Below are 20,581 nucleotides of genomic sequence, written 5' to 3'. Positions count from 1 at the left end.
TTTAACAACCCGCTTCCACGCTGGTGGCTCTGGATCTTTTACGCCTGTATCGTTTGGGCGATCTGGTACTCTATCGCCTATCCGGCGTGGCCAGGCATCAAGAGCGCCTCAGCTGGCTATCTGGGCTTTTCGACACGTGCCCAAGTGGCCGAGGAGATTGCCACAGCTGAAGCCAAGAACGCCACAATCAACGAGAAGCTCGCCACTGTCGAGCTGGCGTCGATTGCGACCGATCCCGAGCTTGAGCAATATGCCAAGTCAGCTGGTGCAGCCGTGTTCAAAACATGGTGCGCACAGTGTCACCAGACAAACGGTGCGGGCGCCAAAGGCTACCCGAACCTGCAGGATGATGACTGGCTTTGGGGCGGCAGCATGGAAGATATCCACCTGACGCTTCTGCACGGCATTCGCAGCGAAACAGATGACGACACGCGCTACTCGGAGATGCCTGCTTTTGGCCGCGACGAGCTTCTTGAAGAAGAAGAAATCAGCCAGGTTGTAAACTATGTTATGTCGCTGACGCCGAATGTGAACCCGCCCCAAGACGCCACTCTGGTTGAAGCTGGTGCCGTTGTTTACGAAGACAACTGCGCAGCCTGCCACATGGAAGACGGTACGGGCGACCGCTCACAAGGGGCGCCAAACCTCTCGGATGCGATCTGGCTCTATGGCGGCGACTACGCCTCCATCAGCGAAACTGTTCACAACTCACGCTATGGCGTTATGCCTGACTGGAACGAACGTCTGAGCGAGGCGCAAATCCGCGCTGTGGCGACATATGTTCACCAGCTTGGTGGCGGCGAGTAACACGAGATCCGAGGGCGCTCGCGCCCTTGGGTGAGACACCGGCGCTTCCGTCCTGTTCGCGCGTTTCCTGGAGGTCCGGTGTCTCTACTAATCAGAAAGCCGAAGGAGAAATCCTTCGGCTTTTTTTGCATCTGCTTTTGGCGACGCACAAAGAAAAAGCCGCCGTATGGATGCGGCGGCCTTATCAACATAAACGAAAGTTTTTTGTATCGGCGCTTCCGTCCTGTTCGCGCGTTTCAGGAAGACCGGTTATTTCTTTTTACAGCCTGCGCCAAGAAAAGATACCTCAAAGATACAAATTTGATGCAGGTCAAAGAGGAATGCGCCTACGACTGCGAGAAAGGCGGGGAATAAAACCCTTTAACGGAGTGAGTCCGTGTCAGATTCTGAATTGAATACCCCACCGAGTCTCTATGCTGCCCGTGAACCTATTTTTCCTAAAAAGGTCTACGGTAACTTCCGCAATTTGAAGTGGCTGATCATGATCGTCGCTTTGGGGATCTACTATATCACCCCGTGGATACGCTGGGACCGTGGGCCAAGCCTGCCTGATCAGGCGGTGCTGATTGATCTGGCGAGTCGCCGCTTCTACTTCCTTTGGATCGAGATCTGGCCACATGAGTTCTACTTTGTGGCGGGCCTGCTCGTGATGGCGGGGCTTGGGCTCTTTCTCTTCACCTCGGCTTTGGGCCGTGTCTGGTGTGGCTATGCGTGCCCGCAGACTGTGTGGACCGATCTTTTCATTCTGGTGGAGCGCTGGATCGAGGGCGACCGCAACGCGCGCTTGCGCCTTCACCGCCAAAAGAAGTGGGACTTCAAGAAACTGCGCCTCAGGCTGACAAAATGGGTGAGCTGGTTCCTGATCGCTTTGGCGACAGGCGGCGCTTGGGTCTTTTATTTCACGGATGCGCCGACGCTTTTGAGCAACCTGCTGCAGGGCACAGCACATCCGGTGGCCTACACCACCATTCTTATTCTCACCGGGACAACCTTCGCTTTTGGCGGCTTTGCACGGGAGCAGATCTGTATCTACGCCTGCCCGTGGCCCCGCATTCAAGCGGCGATGATTGATGAAGACACGCTGACAGTGGCTTACCGCGACTGGCGTGGCGAGCCGCGTGGCAAGCTGCAAAAAGGGGTTGTCTCGCCAGACAATGGTGACTGCATTGACTGTATGGCCTGTGTAAACGTTTGCCCCATGGGGATCGACATCCGCCACGGTCAGCAGATGGAGTGTATCACCTGTGCGCTTTGCATTGATGCTTGTGACGAGGTCATGGACAAGATCGGCAAGCCGCGCGGCTTGATCGACTATATCGCCCTGACGGACGAAACGAACGAGCGTGCAGGCATGGCCCCCAAGCCGATCTGGAAGCACGTTCTGCGCCCTCGGACTGTGCTGTACACCACGCTCTGGTCGATTGTTGGTGTCTTGCTTGTGGTGGCGCTGTTTATCCGCTCGGATATCGAAATGACGGTGGCACCTGTGCGCAACCCGACGTTTGTAACCTTGTCTGACGGCTCGATTCGCAACGTCTATGAAATCCGCCTGCTCAACAAACATGGCGAAGCGCGCAGCTTTGGTGTCCATGTTGTTGGCGATGCGTCTTTGTCGCTGGAGCTTGAGGGCGTTGAGGGTGACGAGATCGTTGTGCCTGCTGACACAACCCAGCTTGTGCGCACCTATGTTGTTGCACCTCCCGGCTCGGAGCCTGCGGAGAGCGAGCGTGTCGACATTCGCCTGTGGGCTGAAGATATCACCACGGGTGAGCGTGCTTACAAAGACACCATCTTTAACGGGAGAAACAACTGATGAGCGCAGCTATCGCGACACCAAAGGCCGACGGAAAAGGATTCCTCTATTTCCTCGGGCTTTTTCTACTCGGGCTGATTGCCAATGCCGCTGGCCTGTATGGTGGCTACTGGCTGGGCAGTACGATCAACAAAGTCTTGATGTCTCTGGGCGTGCCCTTTGGTGAGTATAGCTGGATGATCCTGCCGTTTCTTCTTGCGATCCTGTTCTGGGGGATTGCGGCAGCGACTGTGATTGGCGTGTCTGTTTCACAAGCCGGGCGCTTTATGGGCGGGCATATGTTTGTCACGGTGGTGCTGGCATTTACCACCATTATCAGTGTCAATCTGGCGTTGGCCTATAATGCCGTTGCCACCTTTCCCGGGCTTGAAGTGAAGAACTCCTATGTTGCGAGCCAGCAGTTTAACGAGCGCAAGGCAGCACAGGAGGCCCTTGGCTGGGCCGTGAGCGCAAGCCATGCTGATGGTGAGCTGCGTCTGGTGATGAACGGCCCTGACGGCCAGCCTGTTTACCCTACCGAGATGGAGGCCATCTTGGGGCGTGCGACACAGGTTAAGGACGATCTTGTGCTTGAGTTCACTCACGATGGCAGCGCCTTTGTGACGCCTGTGACATTGGCAGAAGGCAACTGGAACATTCGTATGACGGCCACTGCAGCAGACGGCACGCTCTATTCGCGGCGTCTGGTTTTGCATGTGAAGAGATAGGGGGCGCGCGTGAGCAGCAGTATGTCAGCCTGTCCTGCGTGTTCGGCGGCCCCAGCCGCCGAAGACCTGGCCGAGCGTGCCGCGCAAAAAGATGCACGGCTGGCGCTCTCGCTGCCCACGATCCACTGTGCGGCCTGTATTGCGGCTGTTGAGCGGCGGCTTGCGGCAGAACCCGGTGTGAAGACTGCACGGGTGAACCTGACGCTCAAGCGCGCAACCATTGAGGCCGACCCAGATGTCACCGCGCGCCAGCTTGTGCAGGTGCTTGATGATATCGGGTATGAAGCCCACGAGCTTGACGCTGGAACGTTGAGCGCCACCCAGACAGACCGTGCGGGCCGTGAGCTTTTGATGCGCCTCGCGGTGGCGGGCTTTGCCTCGATGAATGTGATGCTTTTGAGCGTTTCGGTTTGGTCAGGGGCCGAGGATGCGACGCGCGATATGTTCCATTGGATTTCGGCGGCGATCACGCTGCCGACGATTGCCTTTTCGGGCCAGCCTTTCTTTCGCAGCGCTTGGGGCGCTTTGCGGGCGGGGCGGCTGAACATGGATGTGCCGATTGTGCTCGCGATCCTTCTGGCGCTTGTCACCTCACTTTGGGAAACCACGCTGTCTGGCGAACACGCCTATTTTGACGCGGCGTTGACGCTCACGTTTTTCTTGTTGGCCGGGCGCTATCTTGACCATCGCACCCGCGCTGTGGCGCGCTCTGCGGCAGAGGAGCTTGCCGCGCTTGAAGTGCCGCGCGTGACGCTTCTGCTCAATGGAGAAGAGCGCGAGATGCCAGCCGCAGAGCTGGCTATTGGCGATATTATCCTCGTGCGGCCCGGTGGGCGCATGCCAGTCGATGGCGAGATCATCGAGGGCCAGAGCGAGCTTGACCGCTCTTTGCTGACGGGTGAGAGCTTGCCTGTTTTTGCAGGCGTTGGCCAAAGTGTTTCGGCGGGTGAGGTGAACCTTACAGGCCCGCTCAAAGTACGTGCGACGGCTGTGGGCGAGGAAACATCGCTCCACCGTATGGCGGATTTGGTGGCCATCGCTGAGTCGGGGCGCTCGAAATACACCTCCTTGGCGGATGCTGCGGCGAAGCTCTATGCGCCGGGGGTGCATATCCTGTCGGCTTTGGCCTTTTTTGGCTGGCTGCTCTACTCGAGCGATATGCGCGTGGCGCTCAATATTGCGGCGGCGGTTCTGATCATCACCTGCCCCTGTGCGCTTGGGCTGGCTGTGCCTGCCGTGACCACGGCGGCCAGTGGTAAGCTCTTTCGCAAGGGGATGTTGATCAAGCATGAGACCGCGCTGGAGCGTCTGGCGCAGGTGGACACCGTCGTTTTTGACAAGACAGGCACCCTGACAGAGGGCGCACCAGAGCTTACGAATGGCGACGCGTTAAGCCGCGCCGACATGGCCCTCGCTATGGCCCTTGCCGAGGGTTCATCACACCCTTTGGCGCGCGCGATCTGGGCCGCTGGTAAGGCTGCTGGCGTTGCGCCGCTTGCTTTGCAGTCTGTGCAGGAAGTGCCCGGGTTTGGCGCAGAGGGGCTGATTGATGGTCTTGATGTGCGCCTTGGCCGCGCGGCGTGGGTTGGCGCTGAGGCTGGCGAGGTGACGAGCACTTGGCTGAAGCGCGGCAATGACGCGCCTGTGGCGTTTGAGTTTACCGACAGCCTGCGCGCGGGCGCTGAAGAGGCTGTGAAGGCGCTCAAGGCGACAGGCAAGGATGTGATCCTGATGTCAGGGGATACGCGACAGGCCGTTGAGGCCATGGCGCTGCGCCTTGGGATCGAAACTTGGGTGGCTGAAGCGCTGCCAAGCGACAAAGCCGAGCGCATCACCGCCCTCGCCGAGGCAGGGCACAAAGTGCTCATGGTGGGCGACGGGTTGAACGACACGGCAGCACTTACGGCGGCGCATGTCTCTATCTCGCCTGCGAGTGCGCTTGATGCGGCACGTGTGGCGAGCGATATCGTGCTTCTGGGCGGCAACCTTGCACCTATCGCCGAGGCGACGCTGACGGCGCAGTCGGCGGTGCGGCGGATCAAGGAGAACTTCCAGATCGCTACAATTTACAACATTATCGCCGTGCCGCTCGCGGTGGCAGGGCTGGCCACACCGCTCATCGCGGCCTTGGCGATGTCTTCGTCATCTATTACAGTCTCGCTCAACGCGATGCGGCTGAGAGGATAAGCCTTGAACATACTGACCTATCTTATTCCGATTTCGCTTGTTTTGGGCGGTGTCGGGCTTGGCTTCTTTATTTTTACGCTGCGCACCAACCAATATGATGACCCTGAGGGGGATGCGCGGCGGATCTTGTCGGATGCATATGATGACAAGCCCAAGCCAGACTGAAATACATATCGCTTGAAAACAGAAAAGCCCCGCAGTGCGGGGCTTTCTTTTTGGTTGATGCTGTCGGGTGGGTTTAGCCTGGCCCGATCATGAAGCAGGTCACGTTGCGCGCTTGCAGGCGTTGGCAGGCCAGCTCGGCACGCTCACGCGAGAGGCCGTTGAAGTTGGCTTCAAAGCCTTTCGGCCGCTTGACCACTTTGCGCAGGGAGCCGTCGAGTGTTTCCATCTCGTTGAGGGCTGTCTTGAGCAAGGCGCGCTCGGCTTGGTAGCGCGAGTTAAACCTGCCAACGTTGATGCCCCAGTGCTTGCCACCAGAAGTGGACACACGGGTGACAACTTCGCGTGTCGGTGTCTGCACCTGTTTGGCGCGCACAGCTGTTTTGACGCTGGCCAAAACGAGATCAACCGGGCGTGCCTCCGGCTTGACAGTGGCTGCTGCAGAAACGTCAAGGCTCTGGGCCTCTTTCAGCGCTTCTTTGATGTCGTCTTTCATGGCCACAAGCACGGGTGACGGCTCGGCAACGGGGCGGCTCTGCGGGCGCAGGCTGGTTTTGACAGCCGTTACAAGGCGAATGGTTTTGCCTGCTTTGCCTGTGTCATTATCGGCCAGTACAGGGCCAGTCTCGCGGCCATAAACAGGTGTATCGGGCTTGTTGGTGCGGGCGTTGCTGGGGGCTTTGCGGAAGCCAAGGTCGAGCAGCTCGGCCACTTTGGCGTTGCGCGAGGCGGTAGAGCGGCCCCCGAAAACGGTGGCGATAATGCGCTCGTTGCCACGCTGCGCTGAGGACACAAGGTTGAACCCAGCGGCGCGCGTGTAGCCTGTCTTGATGCCGTCGGCACCTTTATAGGCGGCCAGTAGGCGACGGTTGGTGTTGGCGACTTGGCGTATGCCTGCGTCTGCACTGCGGCGCGAGAAGAGGTTGTAATACTGGGGGTAGTCATAGAGCACGTGGCGGCCAAGAAGTGTCATGTCGCGGGCTGTAGACATATGGCCGGTCTCGGTCAGGCCGTGTGCATTTTTAAAGGTGGTGCGTGTCATGCCGAGGGCTTTGGCCGTGCGGTTCATGCGGCGGGCAAAGGCGGCTTCGGAGCCTGAGATCATTTCGCCGATGGCGGTGGCGCAGTCATTGGCTGATTTGATGGCCGCGGCGCGGATGCAGTGGCGGAGCTTGATGCGCTGGCCTGCCTGAAGACCGAGCTTTGACGGCGGCTCGGCGGCGGCGTTGCGCGACACGCGGATTTCCTGATCAAGGCTGACCTCACCCTTTTCGACAGCTTCAAACGCAATGTAGAGCGTCATCATTTTGGTGAGAGAGGCGGGGTGCAGGCGGGTATCTGCGTTGGTTGCGTGGAGCACTTCGCCTGTGCGCGCATCCATAACGAGCGCCGCATAGGGTGCAGCCACCGCAGTTAAGGGGACACCAAATAACATCCATACACATGCAAAGAGGATCTGGCCCACACGGACCACGGATATATTCTGCCTCACAGCTTTCGCCTTTTTCTGCCTCGGGTGCCGCCGATTTGCTCGACTGGCCAATTTTGATTGCACTTAGGCTAACATATCGTGGTTATTGAATAAAGTTTTCATTTGAGCCGCTTTGCCAAGAATTTCTGGCAGATGTAGTGGAGGCGCGAAAAGCGCCCCCTAGATGCTGCAATGTGGCGATAATGTGGCGGAGCGTGCCACAGTTGACGGGCGCTTCTCGGAGAACTGATTTGTTCAGCCAAGCCGCACGATTTGTTTGCCTGTGTTTTTGCCCTCCAGCATCCCCATAAAGGCAGCTGGTGCGTTTGCTAGGCCGTCTGCGATGTCTTCGAGATAGGCAAGCTTGCCTGTGGCCACGAGGGGCGCAACCTCGGCGAGGAAGGCGGGATAGTGTTCAAAGTGGTTGGAGATAATGAAGCCGTTGACCGACATCTGCTTCACAAGGATAGAGCGCCAGAGCAGTGGCAGCTTGTCTGGCCCTTGGGCCTCAACCCCGCCAAGCGCGCCTGCGTTGTAGCCTGAGATCATACCGCACACGGGAATGCGGCCAAAGGTGTTCATCAGCGGCAGGACGGCCTCAAAGACCTTGCCCCCTACGTTTTCAAAGTAGATGTCGATCCCCTTGGGCGCGGCCTCGGCAAGGGCTGTGCGCAGGCTTCGGGCATCAGCATGGGCGCGGTGGTCGATGGCAGCATCAAAGCCGAACTTTTCAAGCGCCAGTGTGCATTTCTCGGCGCCTCCAGCGATGGCCACTGTGCGCAGTCCGCGCGCTTTGGCGATCTGGCCAACCATAGAGCCCACGGGGCCGGTGGCTGCGGCGACAACGAGGGTTTCGCCAGCCTTTGGGCGGCCCAGCTCGGTGAGGCCATACCAACCTGTAAAGCCGGGCATACCCAGCACGCCAAGAGCTGTTGTTGCGGGCAGGGGGCTATCAAGTTTGCGCAGCTCACGGGCGGGCAGGCAGCCATGTGTCGCCCAGCCAAACATGCCAAACGCTATGTCTCCGACAACAAAATCAGCAGAGCGCGACGCGATGACTTCGCCCACGCCGCCTGCCTCCATCACTCCGCCGATGGGCACGGGTGCGGCGTAGGACTTGGCGTCATCCATGCGGCCACGCATGTAGGGATCAAGTGAAAAGGCGTGCAGCTTTACGAGCACTTCGCCCTCGGCCAGCTCAGGCAGGGGGCGCTCGATGAGCGCAAAGTCACTTGCCTTTGGTGCGCCAACGGGGCGGGCTGCGAGGGTGATTTGCTGCATGATATCCGTCATTTCGGGTCAGTCCTTTGTTCTGTGCCGCGATAGCGGAACACGCCTGTGGCGGTTGCGATGAGCGCGCCTGTTTCGTCGTGTATTTCGCCTGTGGCGAAGGCTGTTGAGCGGCCCCCGCCAGTCTTGCGGCCTGTGGCGATCACATGCGCGCCGGTGGCCACGCCAAGATAGCTTACGTTGAGCGAGAGTGTCATGATGAGCTGGCGCAGCGCGGGGTCGCCTGTGTAGGCGACGGCAAAGCCCATTGCTGTATCCATCAGGCTGGCATGCACCCCGCCGTGCAAAATGCGGTATCGGTTGCCAAGGTGGTCAAGCAGAGGCTGCTTGAGTGTGCACGCGCCGTCTGTCCATTCGGTGACGGTGAACCCGAGGGTTTCTTGAAAGGGATATGAGGCTTCTATGGGGGAGGTCATGAGACTGTCTTTGCGGCGTTGAGGCCCGCGCGGGCGAATTGAGGGACGTAAGCGCCAAGACGCTTGGCTTGTTCGGGGGAGGATGCGTTGCCATCAAGCGCACGTTTGAGAACACCCTGCAGGATAGCGCCCATCCTGAAGAAGCAGAAGGCAAGATAAAAGCCGAAGTTTTCAATACCTGTCAGGCCGCGGCGTGCGCAGTAGGCCTCGATGAAGGCTGCATCCGACATCAGCCCATGACCTGCGCGATCCACTCCGAGGAGGCCGCGGCCTTCTGTGCCTTGGGGCATGGACCACTGCATAATGACAGCGGCAAGGTCGGCGTAGGGGTGGCCTATGGTGGAGAGCTCCCAATCCAGCACTGCGGCGATGCGGGGGGCATCGGGGGCGAAGAGCAGGTTGTCGATGCGGTAGTCGCCATGAACGAGCGTGCGCTGGCCATCGTCTTCTGGCGTGTTGCTTTGCAGCCAGCCAATAAGCGCAGTCATGTCGGGGATATCGGCGGTCTGGCTGGCCTCGTATTGCTTTGACCAGCGACCGATCTGGCGGGCGTAGTAGCTGCCTTCGGGGCCGTAGTCTGACAGGCCTACGGCGGCGATATCGACATCATGGATGGCTGCGAGAACGCGGTTCATCTCGTCTATGACAGCGTAGCGCTCATCCGTGGCAAGGCTTGGTAAGGTCGGCTCGGCAAAGACACGGCCCTTGACTGCCTCCATGACATAAAAGGCAGAGCCGATCACGCTGTCGTCTTCGCAGAGCGCGTGCATTTGGGCGACGGGCACATCTGTGCCTGCCAGCGCCTTTTGCACGCGAAACTCGCGCTCGACCGCGTGGGCGGATTTGAGCAGTACACCGGGGGGCTTACGCCGCAAAACATAGTTGCGCGCGGGCGTGATGAGCCGATAGGTCGGGTTTGACTGGCCTTGGGCAAACTTCTCGGCCGTGAGCGGGCCTTGGAAGCCCTTTACATGGGTGCTCATCCAGTGGGAGACGGCATTGGTCTCAAGGGTTTGTGTGTCAGACATCTGTGACCTCGTCTAAATAGCGCAGGCCGAGCCAGCGGGCGGCAAGCGCGGGTTTTTCCTGCCCTTTGATTTCGACTGTGACGTCATAGGTGAGCATGAAGCCGCCATCGGCGCGCGCAGCCAGCTCTGCCAGAGTGAAGCGCCCGCGCACCTCGGAACCTGTGGGAACGGGGGACAGAAAGCGCACCTTTTCAAAGCCGTAGTTGACGCCGATGGCCTCGCCCCGAAGCGCAGGCATTTCATAGACCATGGCCGAGAGCAGCGAGAGCGTAAGAAAACCATGTGCTATGGTACTGCCAAAGGGGCTGGCCGCACCTGCGGTTGGGTCAAGGTGGATGGGCTGCCAGTCTTCTGTGATGTCTGCAAAGGCTTTGATGCGCTCGGCACTCATGGCGTACCAGCGGCTCACGCCGACCTCTTGGCCGACCTGTGCTTGCATGGCTGCAACTGTAAGCGTTTTGGGCATTAGAGATCCTCGTTGAAGAGCGAGATCGGGGCCGCCGACTGCATGCCGCCCGAGAGTGGCAGGATGGCGCCGCTCACATAAGCGCCTGCGCGCGAGCAGAGGAACTGCAAAGCGCCTGCGATGTCTTCGGGGGAGCCGACGCGGCCCAGAGGCACGCCCTTGGCTGATTGTGCGCGGCCGTCCTCGGTGCCAAGGGCAAAGTCGGTCATCTTGGAAGGGAAGGGGCCGGGGGCGATGGCGTTGACTGTGATGAACTCTGGCGCAAGGTCGTTGCTGAGCACACGGGTCATGTGATGCACAGCACCTTTGGAGACGGCGTAGGAGTATGTCGTCGTGCCTTTGGGAACTTCGCCCATGACCGAGCCGACATTGACCACGCGGGCAGGGTCTTCTGCGCTGGCGGCTTGGCGCAGAAGCGGCAGCAGAGATTGGGTGAGGTGGAACATGCCTTGCACGTTGAGCTTGAGCAGCTTGTCCCACGCATCATAGGGGTGCTCACCGAGGGGCGCGCCCCAGGAGCGGCCTGCGTTGTTCATGAGGATATGGAGCGTATCGGTGCGCGCTTTCACCTCGTCCACAAGGGCTGCGATGCCCTCTTCAGAGGCGACATCCCCGCCAAAGCCTTCGGCTGAGCCTGTGTAGCCTTTGGCGTTGATCTCGGCGGCGACGGCCTCGCAAGCGGCAGCCTTGCGCGAGGCGATGAGCACATGCGCGCCGGCGGCGGCGAGCCCTTCGGCGGCCATGCGACCAATGCCTGTGGCCCCGCCTGTGACGAGGGCCGTTTTGCCCGAAAGGCTGAAGAGCTCTGACGGGGCCATCATGGGCGCAACTCTGGCAATGTGTAGTCCGCAAATTGCTTGCGCAGGTTGAGCTTGCTGACTTTGCCTGTGGCCGTCATGGGCAGAGCCTCGACCCAGACGACATCATCCGGGAGCTGCCATTTTGCAAAATGCTCGCTCATGTGGCTGTGCAGCTCCTCAAGGCTTGGCCGCGCCTCTCCTGCGGGTACGGCCACAAGCACTGGGCGTTCGTCCCATTTGGGGTGAGCGATGGCGATGACGGCGCAGTTGGCGATGGCAGGGTGTGAAAGAGCTGTGTTTTCCAGATCAATCGAGCTGATCCATTCGCCGCCTGATTTGACCAAATCCTTGGCGCGGTCCTGGATGCTGAGGAAGCCATCGGGGTCAATGCTGGCAATGTCGCCAGTGCCAAACCAGCCTTCGGCGTCAAAGGCTGCCGCGCTGGCCTCTTCATTGTTGAAATAGCCCGAGATGATTCCGTTGCCGCGGACGTATAGCTCGCCCGCTGCCGCGCCATCATGGGGGAGGCGGTTGCCGTCTTCGTCGTTGATCTTGAGATCGACGCCAAAGACGCGGCGGCCCTGGAGCGACTTTTTGTCGATCTGGTCTTTGAAGCTCTTGGCCTTCACGGCTTCGGGCATTTTGCCGTGTGTGCCGATGGGGCTCATCTCGGTCATGCCCCAAGCGTGGACAACATCGACCCCGAGAGTTTCGAAGCCTTCGATCATGGAGCGCGGCGCGGCAGAGCCGCCGACGAGCAGCTCCGAGAAGTTCGCAGGCTTGCGGCCCTGTGCCTTGATCTCGTTTGAGAGGCCAAGCCAGACAGTTGGCACGCCCCATGCGGAGAAGACTTTTTCGTCATCCATGAGCTTGAAGAGGCTGGGGCCATCAAGCGCTCCCCCCGGCATGACAAGCGAGTGGCCCATGAGGGGCGCGGCATAAGGCAGGCCCCAGGCGTTGACGTGAAACTGTGGCACCACCGGCAGGATCTTGGAGGCGGGTGGATAGCCCGAGCCCAGCACGAGGCTGACATAAAGCGCGTGCAGCACGGTCGAACGGTTGGAGTAAAGCGCGCCCTTGGGATTGCCCGTTGTGCCGGACGTGTAGCAAAGGCCTGCGGCTGTGTTCTCATCAAACTGGGGCCAGTCGATGCTGTCTGGCTGGCCTGCGAGCAGCTCTTCATAACAGAGCGCATTGAGGCTGTTTGCGGGCATATGCGCGCGGTCTGTCATGATGACATAGGTGAGACCTGCGGGGAGATGGTCTTTCACCGCCTCCAGCAGCGGCACAAAGGTAACATCGGTGAAGATCATCTTATCGGCGGCGTGGTTGACGATGTAGATGAGCTGTTCGGGCGAGAGGCGCGGGTTGATGGTATGTACCACCGAGCCGATGCCGGAAACGGCATAATAGAGCTCAAAATGGCGGTAGCCGTTCCATGCCAGTGTTGCCACCCGGTCGCCCAATGTGGCGCCGTGAGCGCGCAGCGCGTGGGCAAGTTGCGCGGTGCGGCCCGCGGTTTGGCGGTAGGTCTGGCGGTGAATGTCGCCCTCAGTGCGCACCGAGATGATCTCGCTGTCGCCATGGGCCTCGGCGGCATAGCTCAGTATATCACTGACCAGCAGCGCCTGCTGCATCATCATACCCTTCATCGGGGCTCCTCCCTTTTTGAACGCTTATCTGCGCTTTTAAAGAAGCCTAACCTCGGTGGGCGAGAGTCTCCAAGCCCGTTTCGTCTCGGGCCTGATTTGACGTTGCGGCGCTAGAGATCGATCTCGATAACCCCGCCCGCTTTGGCGGCGCGCGATTGGCAGAGGATCACCTCACTTTCGCGCTGTTTGGCAGAAAGCACAAAGTCGCGGTGCTCAACCTCGCCTGCGACCAGCCCGCATTTGCACACGCCACACAGGCCATCGGTGCATTTCACATCAATCGCGATGCCGTTCTCTGTCAGAACATCTGTCGCGAGCTTATCTGCAGGGACCTCAAGCAAGCGGCCATCTTTAAGCTTGAGCGTGAAAGCATGGTTCACATAGTCGGGTTGCTCGGGCACGGAGAAATACTCAAGGTGTTGCGCCTCTTCGGGGAAGCCTTGGCGCGTGGCGGCCTCTATCACCCCGTCCATGTAGCGCGTTGGGCCGCAGGTGTAGACATGTGCGCCGCTGCTATAGCCTGCAAGGATCGCGTCCAGATCGGCGCGGGAGCCTTCATCGGAGAAGTGGTAATGCACCTTGTCGGCCCATGGCATGGCGGCAAGATCATCCAGATAGCCTGCCGAAGCGCGCGAAGCAGAAGAGTAGTGCAGCGCAAAGTCACGCCCCAAGGCGTGCAGGCGATGGGCAAAAGCGATCATCGGGGTGACGCCGATACCGCCGCCCATGAGGTAGGTTTTGGTGGCGGTTTCATCCAGATGAAAGTGGTTGATCGGGTAGGAGACAAACACCTTTCGCCCTTCTGTGAAGATGCGGTGCATGAGGGCCGAGCCGCCGCGGCCTGCGTCTTCGCGCAACACACCGATCTGATATTTGCTGCGGTCGGCAGGGTCACCAGACATGGAGTATTGGCGCAGGAACTCGGGTGAGACGAGGATATCAAGATGGGCGCCAGCAGACCATGCGGGCAGGGGCGTGCCATCGTCGGTGCTGAACTCGTATTTGGTGACATCGGCTGTCATGGCCTCGGCCTTCGTGAGCGTGAGGCGCATCACGGGGGAAGCCGTGTCGTTGGTGTAGCTGTGGACCACTGACATATCGCCAGCGGCGATGCGCTTTTTATACGTGCCTGCCGTGACCAGCGCCTCGTAGGCTTTGATGCCTGCTTCGCGATCCATCGGGAAAGGGTAGGGGTAGGGGTGTGGGGCGAGAGGGGCTGGATAGACAGCGAGGGTCTGGTCTTCGTATTTCAGGTCAAGATCGCGTTGCAGATCGCGGCGGTTGACCTCGTGTGATGTCGGGCGATAGCTGCCATCTTCCTGAAGCTCGATATCCCACCACCATTTTTTCACGTCATTCAGTCCGCCGTTACCGAGCATGTCGTCAAGCTTTGCCAAGGGCTTGGCGAGCTTGGGGATGTTGGAGGCAGCCCAGCGGAAGGGCGCTTCGGCGAAGAGGCCCTCAAGGTTCCATGGGCAGGTTTTCATACAGCGGCCACACATGGCACCGCCTTTGGTTGTCACGCGGTAGGTGGTGCATTTCTGGCTGTCGGATTTCCAGATTTCATAGCCGTTGAACATGAGCTTGGGCCCAGCGGTGATGGCCCCTGACGGGCATTCGCGGGCGCATTTGTTGCAGGCTTCGCAAAAGGCTTGCAGGCCGAAATCAATCGGCTTGTCATGGTCCATGGGCATATCTGTTGTGATGACGCCTGACTTGAGGCGCGGCCCCAGATAGGGGTTGAGGATCACCTCGCCGATGCGGCTGACTTCTCCCAGCCCTGCAAGCAGGAGCAAGGGCGGCTGGAGCACTTCCCCGTCCATCACCGTATGGGCCTTGGCCTTGTAGCCAAGGTTGCGGATGTGCTGTGCAATGACTCCGCCAAGAAGCGAAAAGCGCAGGTAGGCGCGCATGGATTGCGCCACCGCGATCCAGTCATCGCCCGAGGAGCCTTCGGTGGTGGAATAGCCCTGATCAATGATCATCGAAATCGCCTGATCATGCTGCGGCACGATCGCCTCGCCCGTGGCGTCATGACTATACCATGTCCAGTCAGGGCAGCGCGACAGGCCGACAGCGTCGGCACTGAGAAAGTAGCTCGCGGCCTTGATGTTGGCCGCGTTGCGGGCAGCATCTCGGGGCTTGGGGCCAGCGGCGCTTTCGCCATCTTGCAGCAAGACAAAGGCGCCGAGCGCGCGGCGCTGGGCGCTGCTGGGGGCTGTTTTGCGCACATAGTAGCCACCCTTGGCCACGTTTTGCAGGCTCTTGCCCATGTCGCCAAATTGCGCGCGCGCAAACATATCGGTGCGCTTGGGGACACGGGCAACGCGGGCCTCGTCGATATAGGTTGTCGGATCCTCCACGCGTTTGAGGCGCTCGAAAGGATGCGCGCCCATGACGTAGTCACGCTTTGCGTAAGGATCACGGTTGAGCGCGGATTTGGCGTGGCCGAGGCCGAGCCACCAGCCGGGGGCAAACGTGGCTTGATCGGCCCATGGCGCGAGAGGCTTGTCGTGGGCGAGCGGCATATCGGTGCTGACCGCGGCGATGCCGAAGCGTGTGCCAAGCCAAGGGGCGCTGGCCTTGCCACTTTCTACAGTGCAAAGCCCTGCGGCAACGGCGAGCTGGCCCAAGTCAAACTCGGTCGAGGTTTCGGTATGGGCGCGCGCATCAAAGCCGAGCAGGCGGATATAGTTTGCCAGAACCGTGGCCGTCTCGGCCCCCAAGAGCGCTGCACGCTGGGCTTGGGCATCCAAGATCCAGTCAGAGCCTGCCTCGTCGGCGCGTGGATCGCGGTTGTATTCCACGAGAAAGACGAGGCAGTTTTTGTGGCCGGATATGTCGCGGGGGGGGGCTGACATGCTGTCGCGCAAGTCGGCCATGATGAGATCAATGCCAGAGGCCAATGTCTTGGTCTGGCGTGTTTTGAGCGCTTCGGCGAGGCGGGCGATGTCGCGGTTGTGGCGCGGCTCTGGCAGCCATGCAGAGGCAGGCAGCGGGCCTGTGCCCACCATGGACATATCGTTGAAGTAGGCAAAAGACTTCAGGTGCTCGGCGCGCGCGATAGGACAATCAGGGATGCCGGCTTGCGCTTTGTTGACAAAGCCATCGCGGATGGCATCGAGCATGGCGGCGAACTCGCCCATGGCGTTGACGATGCTTTCGGGCGCGTCGGGGCGGTGGTAGCTGAGCGCTGCGCGGGGCGTCAGGCCGTCAAGGTCGGGCAGGGCATCACGGCGTGCGAGCTTCTCCAAGGGGTAGTTGCCCAGATGAAGCGGGCGCTTTTTGTCGGAGAAAAATCTCAGGCCCATGATGCTGTGCTCCTTTAAGATGACACGGCAACTTGCGCTGAATTCTTGGGGGATTCAATTCCTGATCAAAATCTGTGATAGGAAAGCCCAGTCAGTTCAAAGGAATCAGCTCATGTCACTTTCACCCGATCACATCCCTGCCGATTTGCTACCTGTGATGGAGGCGCTCACCCGTGTGGGCCGTGAGGTGGCGGGTATTATCGCGCGGGGGGCATTGGGCGCCTCACTGAGCGAAGAAGTGGGCGAAAACAGCGATGGTGACGGGCAGAAAGCGCTCGACGTTATGGCGGATGAAATGTTTGAGGCGGCCCTGCGGGATACGGCGGTGCGCTACTACGCCTCTGAAGAGCAAGAGGGTGTACTCGACCTTGGCACAGGGAAATATGCGCTGGCGATTGACCCGCTGGATGGCTCGTCCAACATTGATGTGAATGTCTCGATCGGGACGATTTTCTCCATTTTTGAGGCGAAGGATGGCGCGGAGGAAAGCTTTTTGCGCCCGGCCCGCGAGCAAGTGGCAGGCGGATATATTGTCTTTGGGCCGCAAACAGGCATGGCCGTGACCTTTGGGGACGGTGTGCTGATCTATGCGATGGACCCTGCCACGGGCGCGTTTGTGCTTGTGGAGCAGGGCAAGCAAATCCCTGCTGCAACGAAAGAATATGCGATCAACGCCAGCAACCGCCGCCACTGGGTGGCGGGGGCGAAAGCCTATGTCGAAGAATGTGAGGCGGGTGAGACCGGTGCAAAAGGCAAGAACATGAATATGCGCTGGGTGGCGAGCCTTGTGGCCGAAACCCACCGTATTCTGACGCGCGGCGGTGTCTTCCTCTATCCGTCTGATGCGCGCGAAGGCTATGCGCAGGGGCGGCTGCGGATGCTCTATGAATGTGCGCCGATTGCCTTTTTGATCGAGCAGGCAGGTGGGCTGGCGCATGATGGAACCACACGCATTCTGGACAAGACCGCGCCCGAGCTGCACGCGCGTACGCCTTTGATCTTTGGATCAAGCGATGAGGTGACTCGGGTGCGGGAGCATTACGAAGGCTGATTTCGAATTTGCTTTGCAAATCCGACCCGCTGGGGGACCAGTCCCCCAGACCCCCCGGGATATTTGGAGCAAAAAGAAAGAGCAGAGGCTGTATGATGTGGTGTTTTCGCTAACATGCTGGCTCTTTTGGCGGGAGGCATGATAAGGCAGGGGAAATTCTGCTTTTATCATCACGAGGTTCCTGATGGCTCTTATCACCCTTCGCCAATTGCTCGACCATGCCGCTGAAAACGACTACGGCGTGCCTGCTTTCAACATCAACAACATGGAGCAGGGGCTGGCCATTATGAAGGCCGCTGAAAAGGCCAATGCGCCTGTGATCATGCAAGCGAGCCGCGGCGCGCGGGCCTATGCGGGCGATGTGATGCTGGCGCATATCATTCGCGCCTTGGCCGAGATGTATCCTGATATTCCGCTCTGCATGCACCAGGACCACGGCAACAACGAGCAGACCTGTCTTTCTGCCATCAAGCATGGCTTCACCTCGGTGATGATGGACGGCTCGCTCGAGGCGGATATGAAGACGCCTGCAGACTGGGATTACAACGTTGATATCACAGCCAAAGTGGCAAAGATGGCGCATTGGGTCGGAGCCTCTGTTGAGGGTGAACTTGGCGTTTTGGGCAGCCTTGAAACGGGTGAAGCCGCAGAGGAAGACGGCTCGGGCGCGAGCGGGAAGCTGAGCGAAGAGCAGCTTTTGACCGACCCTGACGAAGCCGCAGAATTTGTGAAGCTGACGCAGGTTGATGCGCTGGCGATTGCCTGTGGCACGAGCCACGGCGCTTACAAATTTTCAAAGAAGCCTACGGGTGAAACCCTTGCGATCAAGCGGATTGAAGAGATCCACGCCAAGATCCCCAATGTGCATCTTGTGATGCATGGCTCCTCAAGTGTGCCGCAGCATTTGCAGGACCTGATCAACGCGTTTGGCGGCGAGATGCCCCAGACTTATGGTGTGCCTGTGGAGGAGATTGAACGCGGCATCAAATCGGGTGTGCGCAAGGTCAATATCGACACAGACAACCGCATGGCCATTACAGGGACATGGCGCAAGATTGCCAAGGAAATGCCAAAAGAATTTGACCCGCGCAAGTTCATGATCCCAGCGATGGAAGAGATGGAACGGGTCTGCCTTGACCGCTTTGAGCGCTTTGGAACGGCAGGCAACGCAGGCAAGCTGAAGCCTGTGTCTATGGATGAAATGGCCAAGCGCTATGACAATGGATCACTCGATGTTTGAACGTAATATCAAAATTGCCCCCTCTATTCTGAGCGCGGATTTTGCCAACTTTGGCCAGGAAATACAGGCCATTGAGGCGCAAGGCGCGGATTGGGTGCATATTGATGTGATGGATGGACACTTTGTGCCCAATCTCACATTTGGCCCCATGGCTGTGAAGGCGTTTCGCCCGCATGTGAAGACGGTGATGGATGTTCACCTGATGATTTCACCTGTTGATCAATATATTGATGCCTACGCCGATGCCGGCGCTGATGTGTTGACGGCGCATATCGAGGCGGGGCCGCATATTCACCGCACGTTGCAGGCGATCAAGGGCGCAGGGATGCAGGCCGGCGTGGCTCTGAACCCCGGCACGCCAGCGGAGGCTGTCGCGCATCTTCTTGATTTGACTGATATTATTTGCGTGATGACGGTAAACCCCGGCTTTGGCGGGCAAAAATATATCGACATGACATCCAAGGTGCGCAGCCTGCGCGAGATGATCGGTGACCGCGAAATTCACATCGAGATCGATGGTGGCATGGACCCGACAACTGCGCCGCTTATGGCGGCCGCTGGGGCGGATGTGCTTGTTGCGGGCTCTGCTGTCTTCCGGGGTGGCTCGGTCGAGCACCCCGAGGTTTACGGCGAAAACATGAGCGCTATTCGGGCCGCGGCCGAGGGCGCGCTGTAAGCCGCTCTTGAACAAGCTGACCCAGCTTCGCATAGTGCGCCTCTGAGACGTTTGTAAAAACGCTTGTAGGAGGCGCGCTATGACCCTTGCAGACAGATTGAGCGCAGAGATTGCCGCACGGCGGGATGATCTGGTGTCTTTGTGTCAGGACCTCATTCAAATTCCGACGTTGAATCCGCCGGGGGAAAACTATCGCGAGATATGCGAGTATCTTGACCGCCGATTGTTAAAGAAGGGTTTCCACACGGAACTGGTGCGTGCGCTGGGGGCTGTGGGCGATTCGGATAAATACCCGCGCTGGAACATTGTGGCGCGCAAAGAAGGCGCGCGCGGCGGCGAATGTGTCCACTTCAACAGCCATATCGATATTGTCGAAGTGGGCCGCGGCTGGACGCGTGACCCGTTTGGCGGCGAGGTGCATGACGGCAAGGTCTACGGGCGCGGCGCTTGTGATATGAAGGGCGGGCTTGCGGCCAGCATCATTGCGGCAGAAGCTTTCATCGACATTTGCCCTGATTTTGCTGGGGCTATCGAGATATCGGGCACAGCTGACGAAGAGAGCGGCGGCTTTGGCGGCGTGGCCTATCTGGCGGAAAAAGGCTTCTTTAACCCCGAAAAAGTGCAGCATGTGATCATTCCCGAACCGCTGGGACACGACCGTATCTGCCTGGGACACAGAGGTGTCTGGTGGGCCGAAATCGAGACCTATGGCGAGATTGCGCATGGCTCCATGCCCTTTTTGGGCGACTGTGCCGTGCGCCATATGGGGGCGGTGGTGAGCGAGATGGAGCGCACGCTTTTCCCCGCGCTGGCACAGAAGCGCACAGATATGCCTGTGGTGCCAGATGGGGCCAAGCAAAGCACGATGAACATCAACTCCATTCATGGCGGCGAGGCCGAGCAGGCGGCAGATTATACTGGTTTGCCAAGCCCTTGTGTGCCTGACAGCTGCCGTATGGTGATCGACCGCCGCTTCCTGATTGAGGAGGATATTGACGAGGTGCAGGAGGAAATTCACGGGCTCTTGCGTCATGTGCAGGCCGAGCGGGAGAACTTCACGTTCAATGTGCGCGAGCTGCAACGTGTGCTTCCGAGCATGACAGACAAGAGCGCGCCTGTCGTGCAATCGGTGGCGCGGTCTATTGCCGAGGTCATGGGGCGAGAGGCAGATTATGTTGTGTCTCCAGGGACTTATGACCAAAAGCACATTGACCGTATCGGACGGCTGAAAAACTGTATCGCCTATGGCCCCGGGATTCTCGACCTTGCGCATAAGCCTGACGAATATGTCGGAATTGACGAGATGGTGAGCAGTGCGCAGGTGATGGCGCTGAGCCTTCTGGAGCTTCTGGACGGGCGCGACAGCTAACGCAGCGCGCGGCAGGGTTAACGGGTTTCAAACCGCAGAGTCGAGGGGGGTGAAAAGCGTGCACCGGGCGTGCACCATGCGTGCACCGCCAAAACGTTAATGTCTGTTAAGGAAATCTGGTTAATCGAGCGCTCT

General features: G+C 59.3%; 17 protein-coding genes. 9 read left to right on the top strand and 8 right to left on the bottom strand.

The genetic code is table 11. The annotated features are described in order from the left end of the window. The 5 genes from ccoP to ccoS all read left to right on the top strand — a co-directional run. A partial coding sequence (ccoP, locus tag ACTG3X_RS11170; protein WP_439111349.1) for a cytochrome-c oxidase, cbb3-type subunit III occupies positions 1-807 on the top strand: 807 nt, incomplete at its 5' end. A gap of 376 nt (positions 808-1,183) precedes the next feature. After that, positions 1,184-2,620, top strand: a complete 1,437-nt coding sequence (gene ccoG / locus ACTG3X_RS11165) for a cytochrome c oxidase accessory protein CcoG (protein ID WP_439111348.1) — start codon at positions 1,184-1,186, stop codon at positions 2,618-2,620. After that, on the top strand, positions 2,620-3,327 hold the full coding sequence (locus ACTG3X_RS11160; protein ID WP_439111347.1) for a FixH family protein: 708 nt from the start codon (positions 2,620-2,622) through the stop codon (positions 3,325-3,327). Before ccoG ends, ACTG3X_RS11160 begins: the two co-directional genes overlap by 1 nt. Before the next feature lie 21 nt (positions 3,328-3,348). After that, a complete protein-coding gene (locus ACTG3X_RS11155) occupies positions 3,349-5,514 on the top strand; it encodes a heavy metal translocating P-type ATPase (protein ID WP_439111353.1) in 2,166 nt (721 codons plus the stop codon). Between the two features lie 3 nt (positions 5,515-5,517). Next, entirely contained in the window at positions 5,518-5,679 is a 162-nt protein-coding gene (gene ccoS / locus ACTG3X_RS11150) for a cbb3-type cytochrome oxidase assembly protein CcoS (RefSeq protein ID WP_439111346.1), read from the top strand. Between the two features lie 73 nt (positions 5,680-5,752). Here the strand turns inward: ccoS and ACTG3X_RS11145 are convergent, their stop codons facing one another. The 8 genes from ACTG3X_RS11145 to ACTG3X_RS11110 form a co-directional block, all read right to left on the bottom strand. After that, on the bottom strand, positions 5,753-7,111 hold the full coding sequence (locus tag ACTG3X_RS11145) for a D-alanyl-D-alanine carboxypeptidase family protein (RefSeq protein ID WP_439111345.1): 1,359 nt from the start codon (positions 7,109-7,111) through the stop codon (positions 5,753-5,755). A 291-nt stretch (positions 7,112-7,402) separates the two neighbouring features. Next, complete coding sequence (locus tag ACTG3X_RS11140) at positions 7,403-8,440, bottom strand: NADP-dependent oxidoreductase (protein ID WP_439111344.1); 1,038 nt, start codon at positions 8,438-8,440, stop codon at positions 7,403-7,405. Next, positions 8,437-8,853 carry a PaaI family thioesterase gene (locus ACTG3X_RS11135; RefSeq protein ID WP_439111343.1) on the bottom strand — a complete coding sequence of 139 codons (417 nt, stop codon included), beginning with the start codon at positions 8,851-8,853 and terminating at the stop codon, positions 8,437-8,439. Before ACTG3X_RS11135 ends, ACTG3X_RS11140 begins: the two co-directional genes overlap by 4 nt. Beyond that, the gene (locus tag ACTG3X_RS11130) at positions 8,850-9,881 is read right to left on the bottom strand and encodes a phosphotransferase family protein (protein WP_439111342.1); all 1,032 of its coding nucleotides are present in this window, start codon (positions 9,879-9,881) and stop codon (positions 8,850-8,852) included. The genes ACTG3X_RS11135 and ACTG3X_RS11130 overlap by 4 nt, the downstream gene beginning before the upstream one ends. Then, entirely contained in the window at positions 9,874-10,347 is a 474-nt protein-coding gene (locus ACTG3X_RS11125; protein WP_439111341.1) for a MaoC family dehydratase, read from the bottom strand. Before ACTG3X_RS11125 ends, ACTG3X_RS11130 begins: the two co-directional genes overlap by 8 nt. Then, complete coding sequence (locus tag ACTG3X_RS11120; protein ID WP_439111352.1) at positions 10,347-11,165, bottom strand: SDR family oxidoreductase; 819 nt, start codon at positions 11,163-11,165, stop codon at positions 10,347-10,349. The genes ACTG3X_RS11125 and ACTG3X_RS11120 overlap by 1 nt, the downstream gene beginning before the upstream one ends. Beyond that, positions 11,165-12,799: a long-chain-fatty-acid--CoA ligase gene (locus ACTG3X_RS11115; RefSeq protein WP_439111340.1), complete on the bottom strand. Its 1,635-nt coding sequence runs from the start codon at positions 12,797-12,799 to the stop codon at positions 11,165-11,167. The genes ACTG3X_RS11120 and ACTG3X_RS11115 overlap by 1 nt, the downstream gene beginning before the upstream one ends. A gap of 110 nt (positions 12,800-12,909) precedes the next feature. After that, positions 12,910-16,110, bottom strand: a complete 3,201-nt coding sequence (locus ACTG3X_RS11110) for a reductive dehalogenase (protein WP_439111339.1) — start codon at positions 16,108-16,110, stop codon at positions 12,910-12,912. A 112-nt stretch (positions 16,111-16,222) separates the two neighbouring features. Between ACTG3X_RS11110 and ACTG3X_RS11105 the strand changes: the two genes are divergently transcribed. The 4 genes from ACTG3X_RS11105 to ACTG3X_RS11090 all read left to right on the top strand — a co-directional run bounded on the left by ACTG3X_RS11105 (position 16,223) and on the right by ACTG3X_RS11090 (position 20,446). Next, positions 16,223-17,161: a class 1 fructose-bisphosphatase gene (locus tag ACTG3X_RS11105; RefSeq protein WP_439111338.1), complete on the top strand. Its 939-nt coding sequence runs from the start codon at positions 16,223-16,225 to the stop codon at positions 17,159-17,161. A 184-nt stretch (positions 17,162-17,345) separates the two neighbouring features. Next, on the top strand, positions 17,346-18,401 hold the full coding sequence (gene fba / locus ACTG3X_RS11100; RefSeq protein WP_439111337.1) for a class II fructose-bisphosphate aldolase: 1,056 nt from the start codon (positions 17,346-17,348) through the stop codon (positions 18,399-18,401). Beyond that, positions 18,394-19,077, top strand: a complete 684-nt coding sequence (gene rpe / locus ACTG3X_RS11095) for a ribulose-phosphate 3-epimerase (RefSeq protein WP_439111336.1) — start codon at positions 18,394-18,396, stop codon at positions 19,075-19,077. Before fba ends, rpe begins: the two co-directional genes overlap by 8 nt. A 79-nt stretch (positions 19,078-19,156) precedes the next feature. Then, positions 19,157-20,446, top strand: a complete 1,290-nt coding sequence (locus ACTG3X_RS11090) for an acetylornithine deacetylase/succinyl-diaminopimelate desuccinylase family protein (protein WP_439111335.1) — start codon at positions 19,157-19,159, stop codon at positions 20,444-20,446. Positions 20,447-20,581: the final 135 nt, after the last annotated feature.

This window comes from Lentibacter sp. (assembly GCF_965658795.1).
In the GTDB taxonomy this organism is placed as follows: Bacteria; Pseudomonadota; Alphaproteobacteria; order Rhodobacterales; family Rhodobacteraceae; genus Lentibacter.
The sequence above is the reverse complement of the archived record's forward strand: the minus strand, read 5'-3'. Positions and strand labels throughout refer to the sequence as shown.

What these genes read in the sequence shown, in the direction of transcription:
- ACTG3X_RS11125 (WP_439111341.1), bottom strand. Translation starts at nt 10,347, where the DNA reads ATGCCCAAAACGCTTACAGTTGCAGCCATGCAAGCACAGGTCGGCCAA.
- ACTG3X_RS11145 (WP_439111345.1), bottom strand. Translation starts at nt 7,111, where the DNA reads ATGTTATTTGGTGTCCCCTTAACTGCGGTGGCTGCACCCTATGCGGCG.
- fba (WP_439111337.1), top strand. Translation starts at nt 17,346, where the DNA reads ATGGCTCTTATCACCCTTCGCCAATTGCTCGACCATGCCGCTGAAAAC.
- ACTG3X_RS11160 (WP_439111347.1), top strand. Translation starts at nt 2,620, where the DNA reads ATGAGCGCAGCTATCGCGACACCAAAGGCCGACGGAAAAGGATTCCTC.
- ACTG3X_RS11130 (WP_439111342.1), bottom strand. Translation starts at nt 9,881, where the DNA reads ATGTCTGACACACAAACCCTTGAGACCAATGCCGTCTCCCACTGGATG.
- rpe (WP_439111336.1), top strand. Translation starts at nt 18,394, where the DNA reads ATGTTTGAACGTAATATCAAAATTGCCCCCTCTATTCTGAGCGCGGAT.
- ACTG3X_RS11135 (WP_439111343.1), bottom strand. Translation starts at nt 8,853, where the DNA reads ATGACCTCCCCCATAGAAGCCTCATATCCCTTTCAAGAAACCCTCGGG.
- ACTG3X_RS11090 (WP_439111335.1), top strand. Translation starts at nt 19,157, where the DNA reads ATGACCCTTGCAGACAGATTGAGCGCAGAGATTGCCGCACGGCGGGAT.
- ACTG3X_RS11140 (WP_439111344.1), bottom strand. Translation starts at nt 8,440, where the DNA reads ATGACGGATATCATGCAGCAAATCACCCTCGCAGCCCGCCCCGTTGGC.
- ACTG3X_RS11115 (WP_439111340.1), bottom strand. Translation starts at nt 12,799, where the DNA reads ATGAAGGGTATGATGATGCAGCAGGCGCTGCTGGTCAGTGATATACTG.
- ACTG3X_RS11155 (WP_439111353.1), top strand. Translation starts at nt 3,349, where the DNA reads ATGTCAGCCTGTCCTGCGTGTTCGGCGGCCCCAGCCGCCGAAGACCTG.
- ACTG3X_RS11105 (WP_439111338.1), top strand. Translation starts at nt 16,223, where the DNA reads ATGTCACTTTCACCCGATCACATCCCTGCCGATTTGCTACCTGTGATG.
- ACTG3X_RS11110 (WP_439111339.1), bottom strand. Translation starts at nt 16,110, where the DNA reads ATGGGCCTGAGATTTTTCTCCGACAAAAAGCGCCCGCTTCATCTGGGC.
- ACTG3X_RS11120 (WP_439111352.1), bottom strand. Translation starts at nt 11,165, where the DNA reads ATGGCCCCGTCAGAGCTCTTCAGCCTTTCGGGCAAAACGGCCCTCGTC.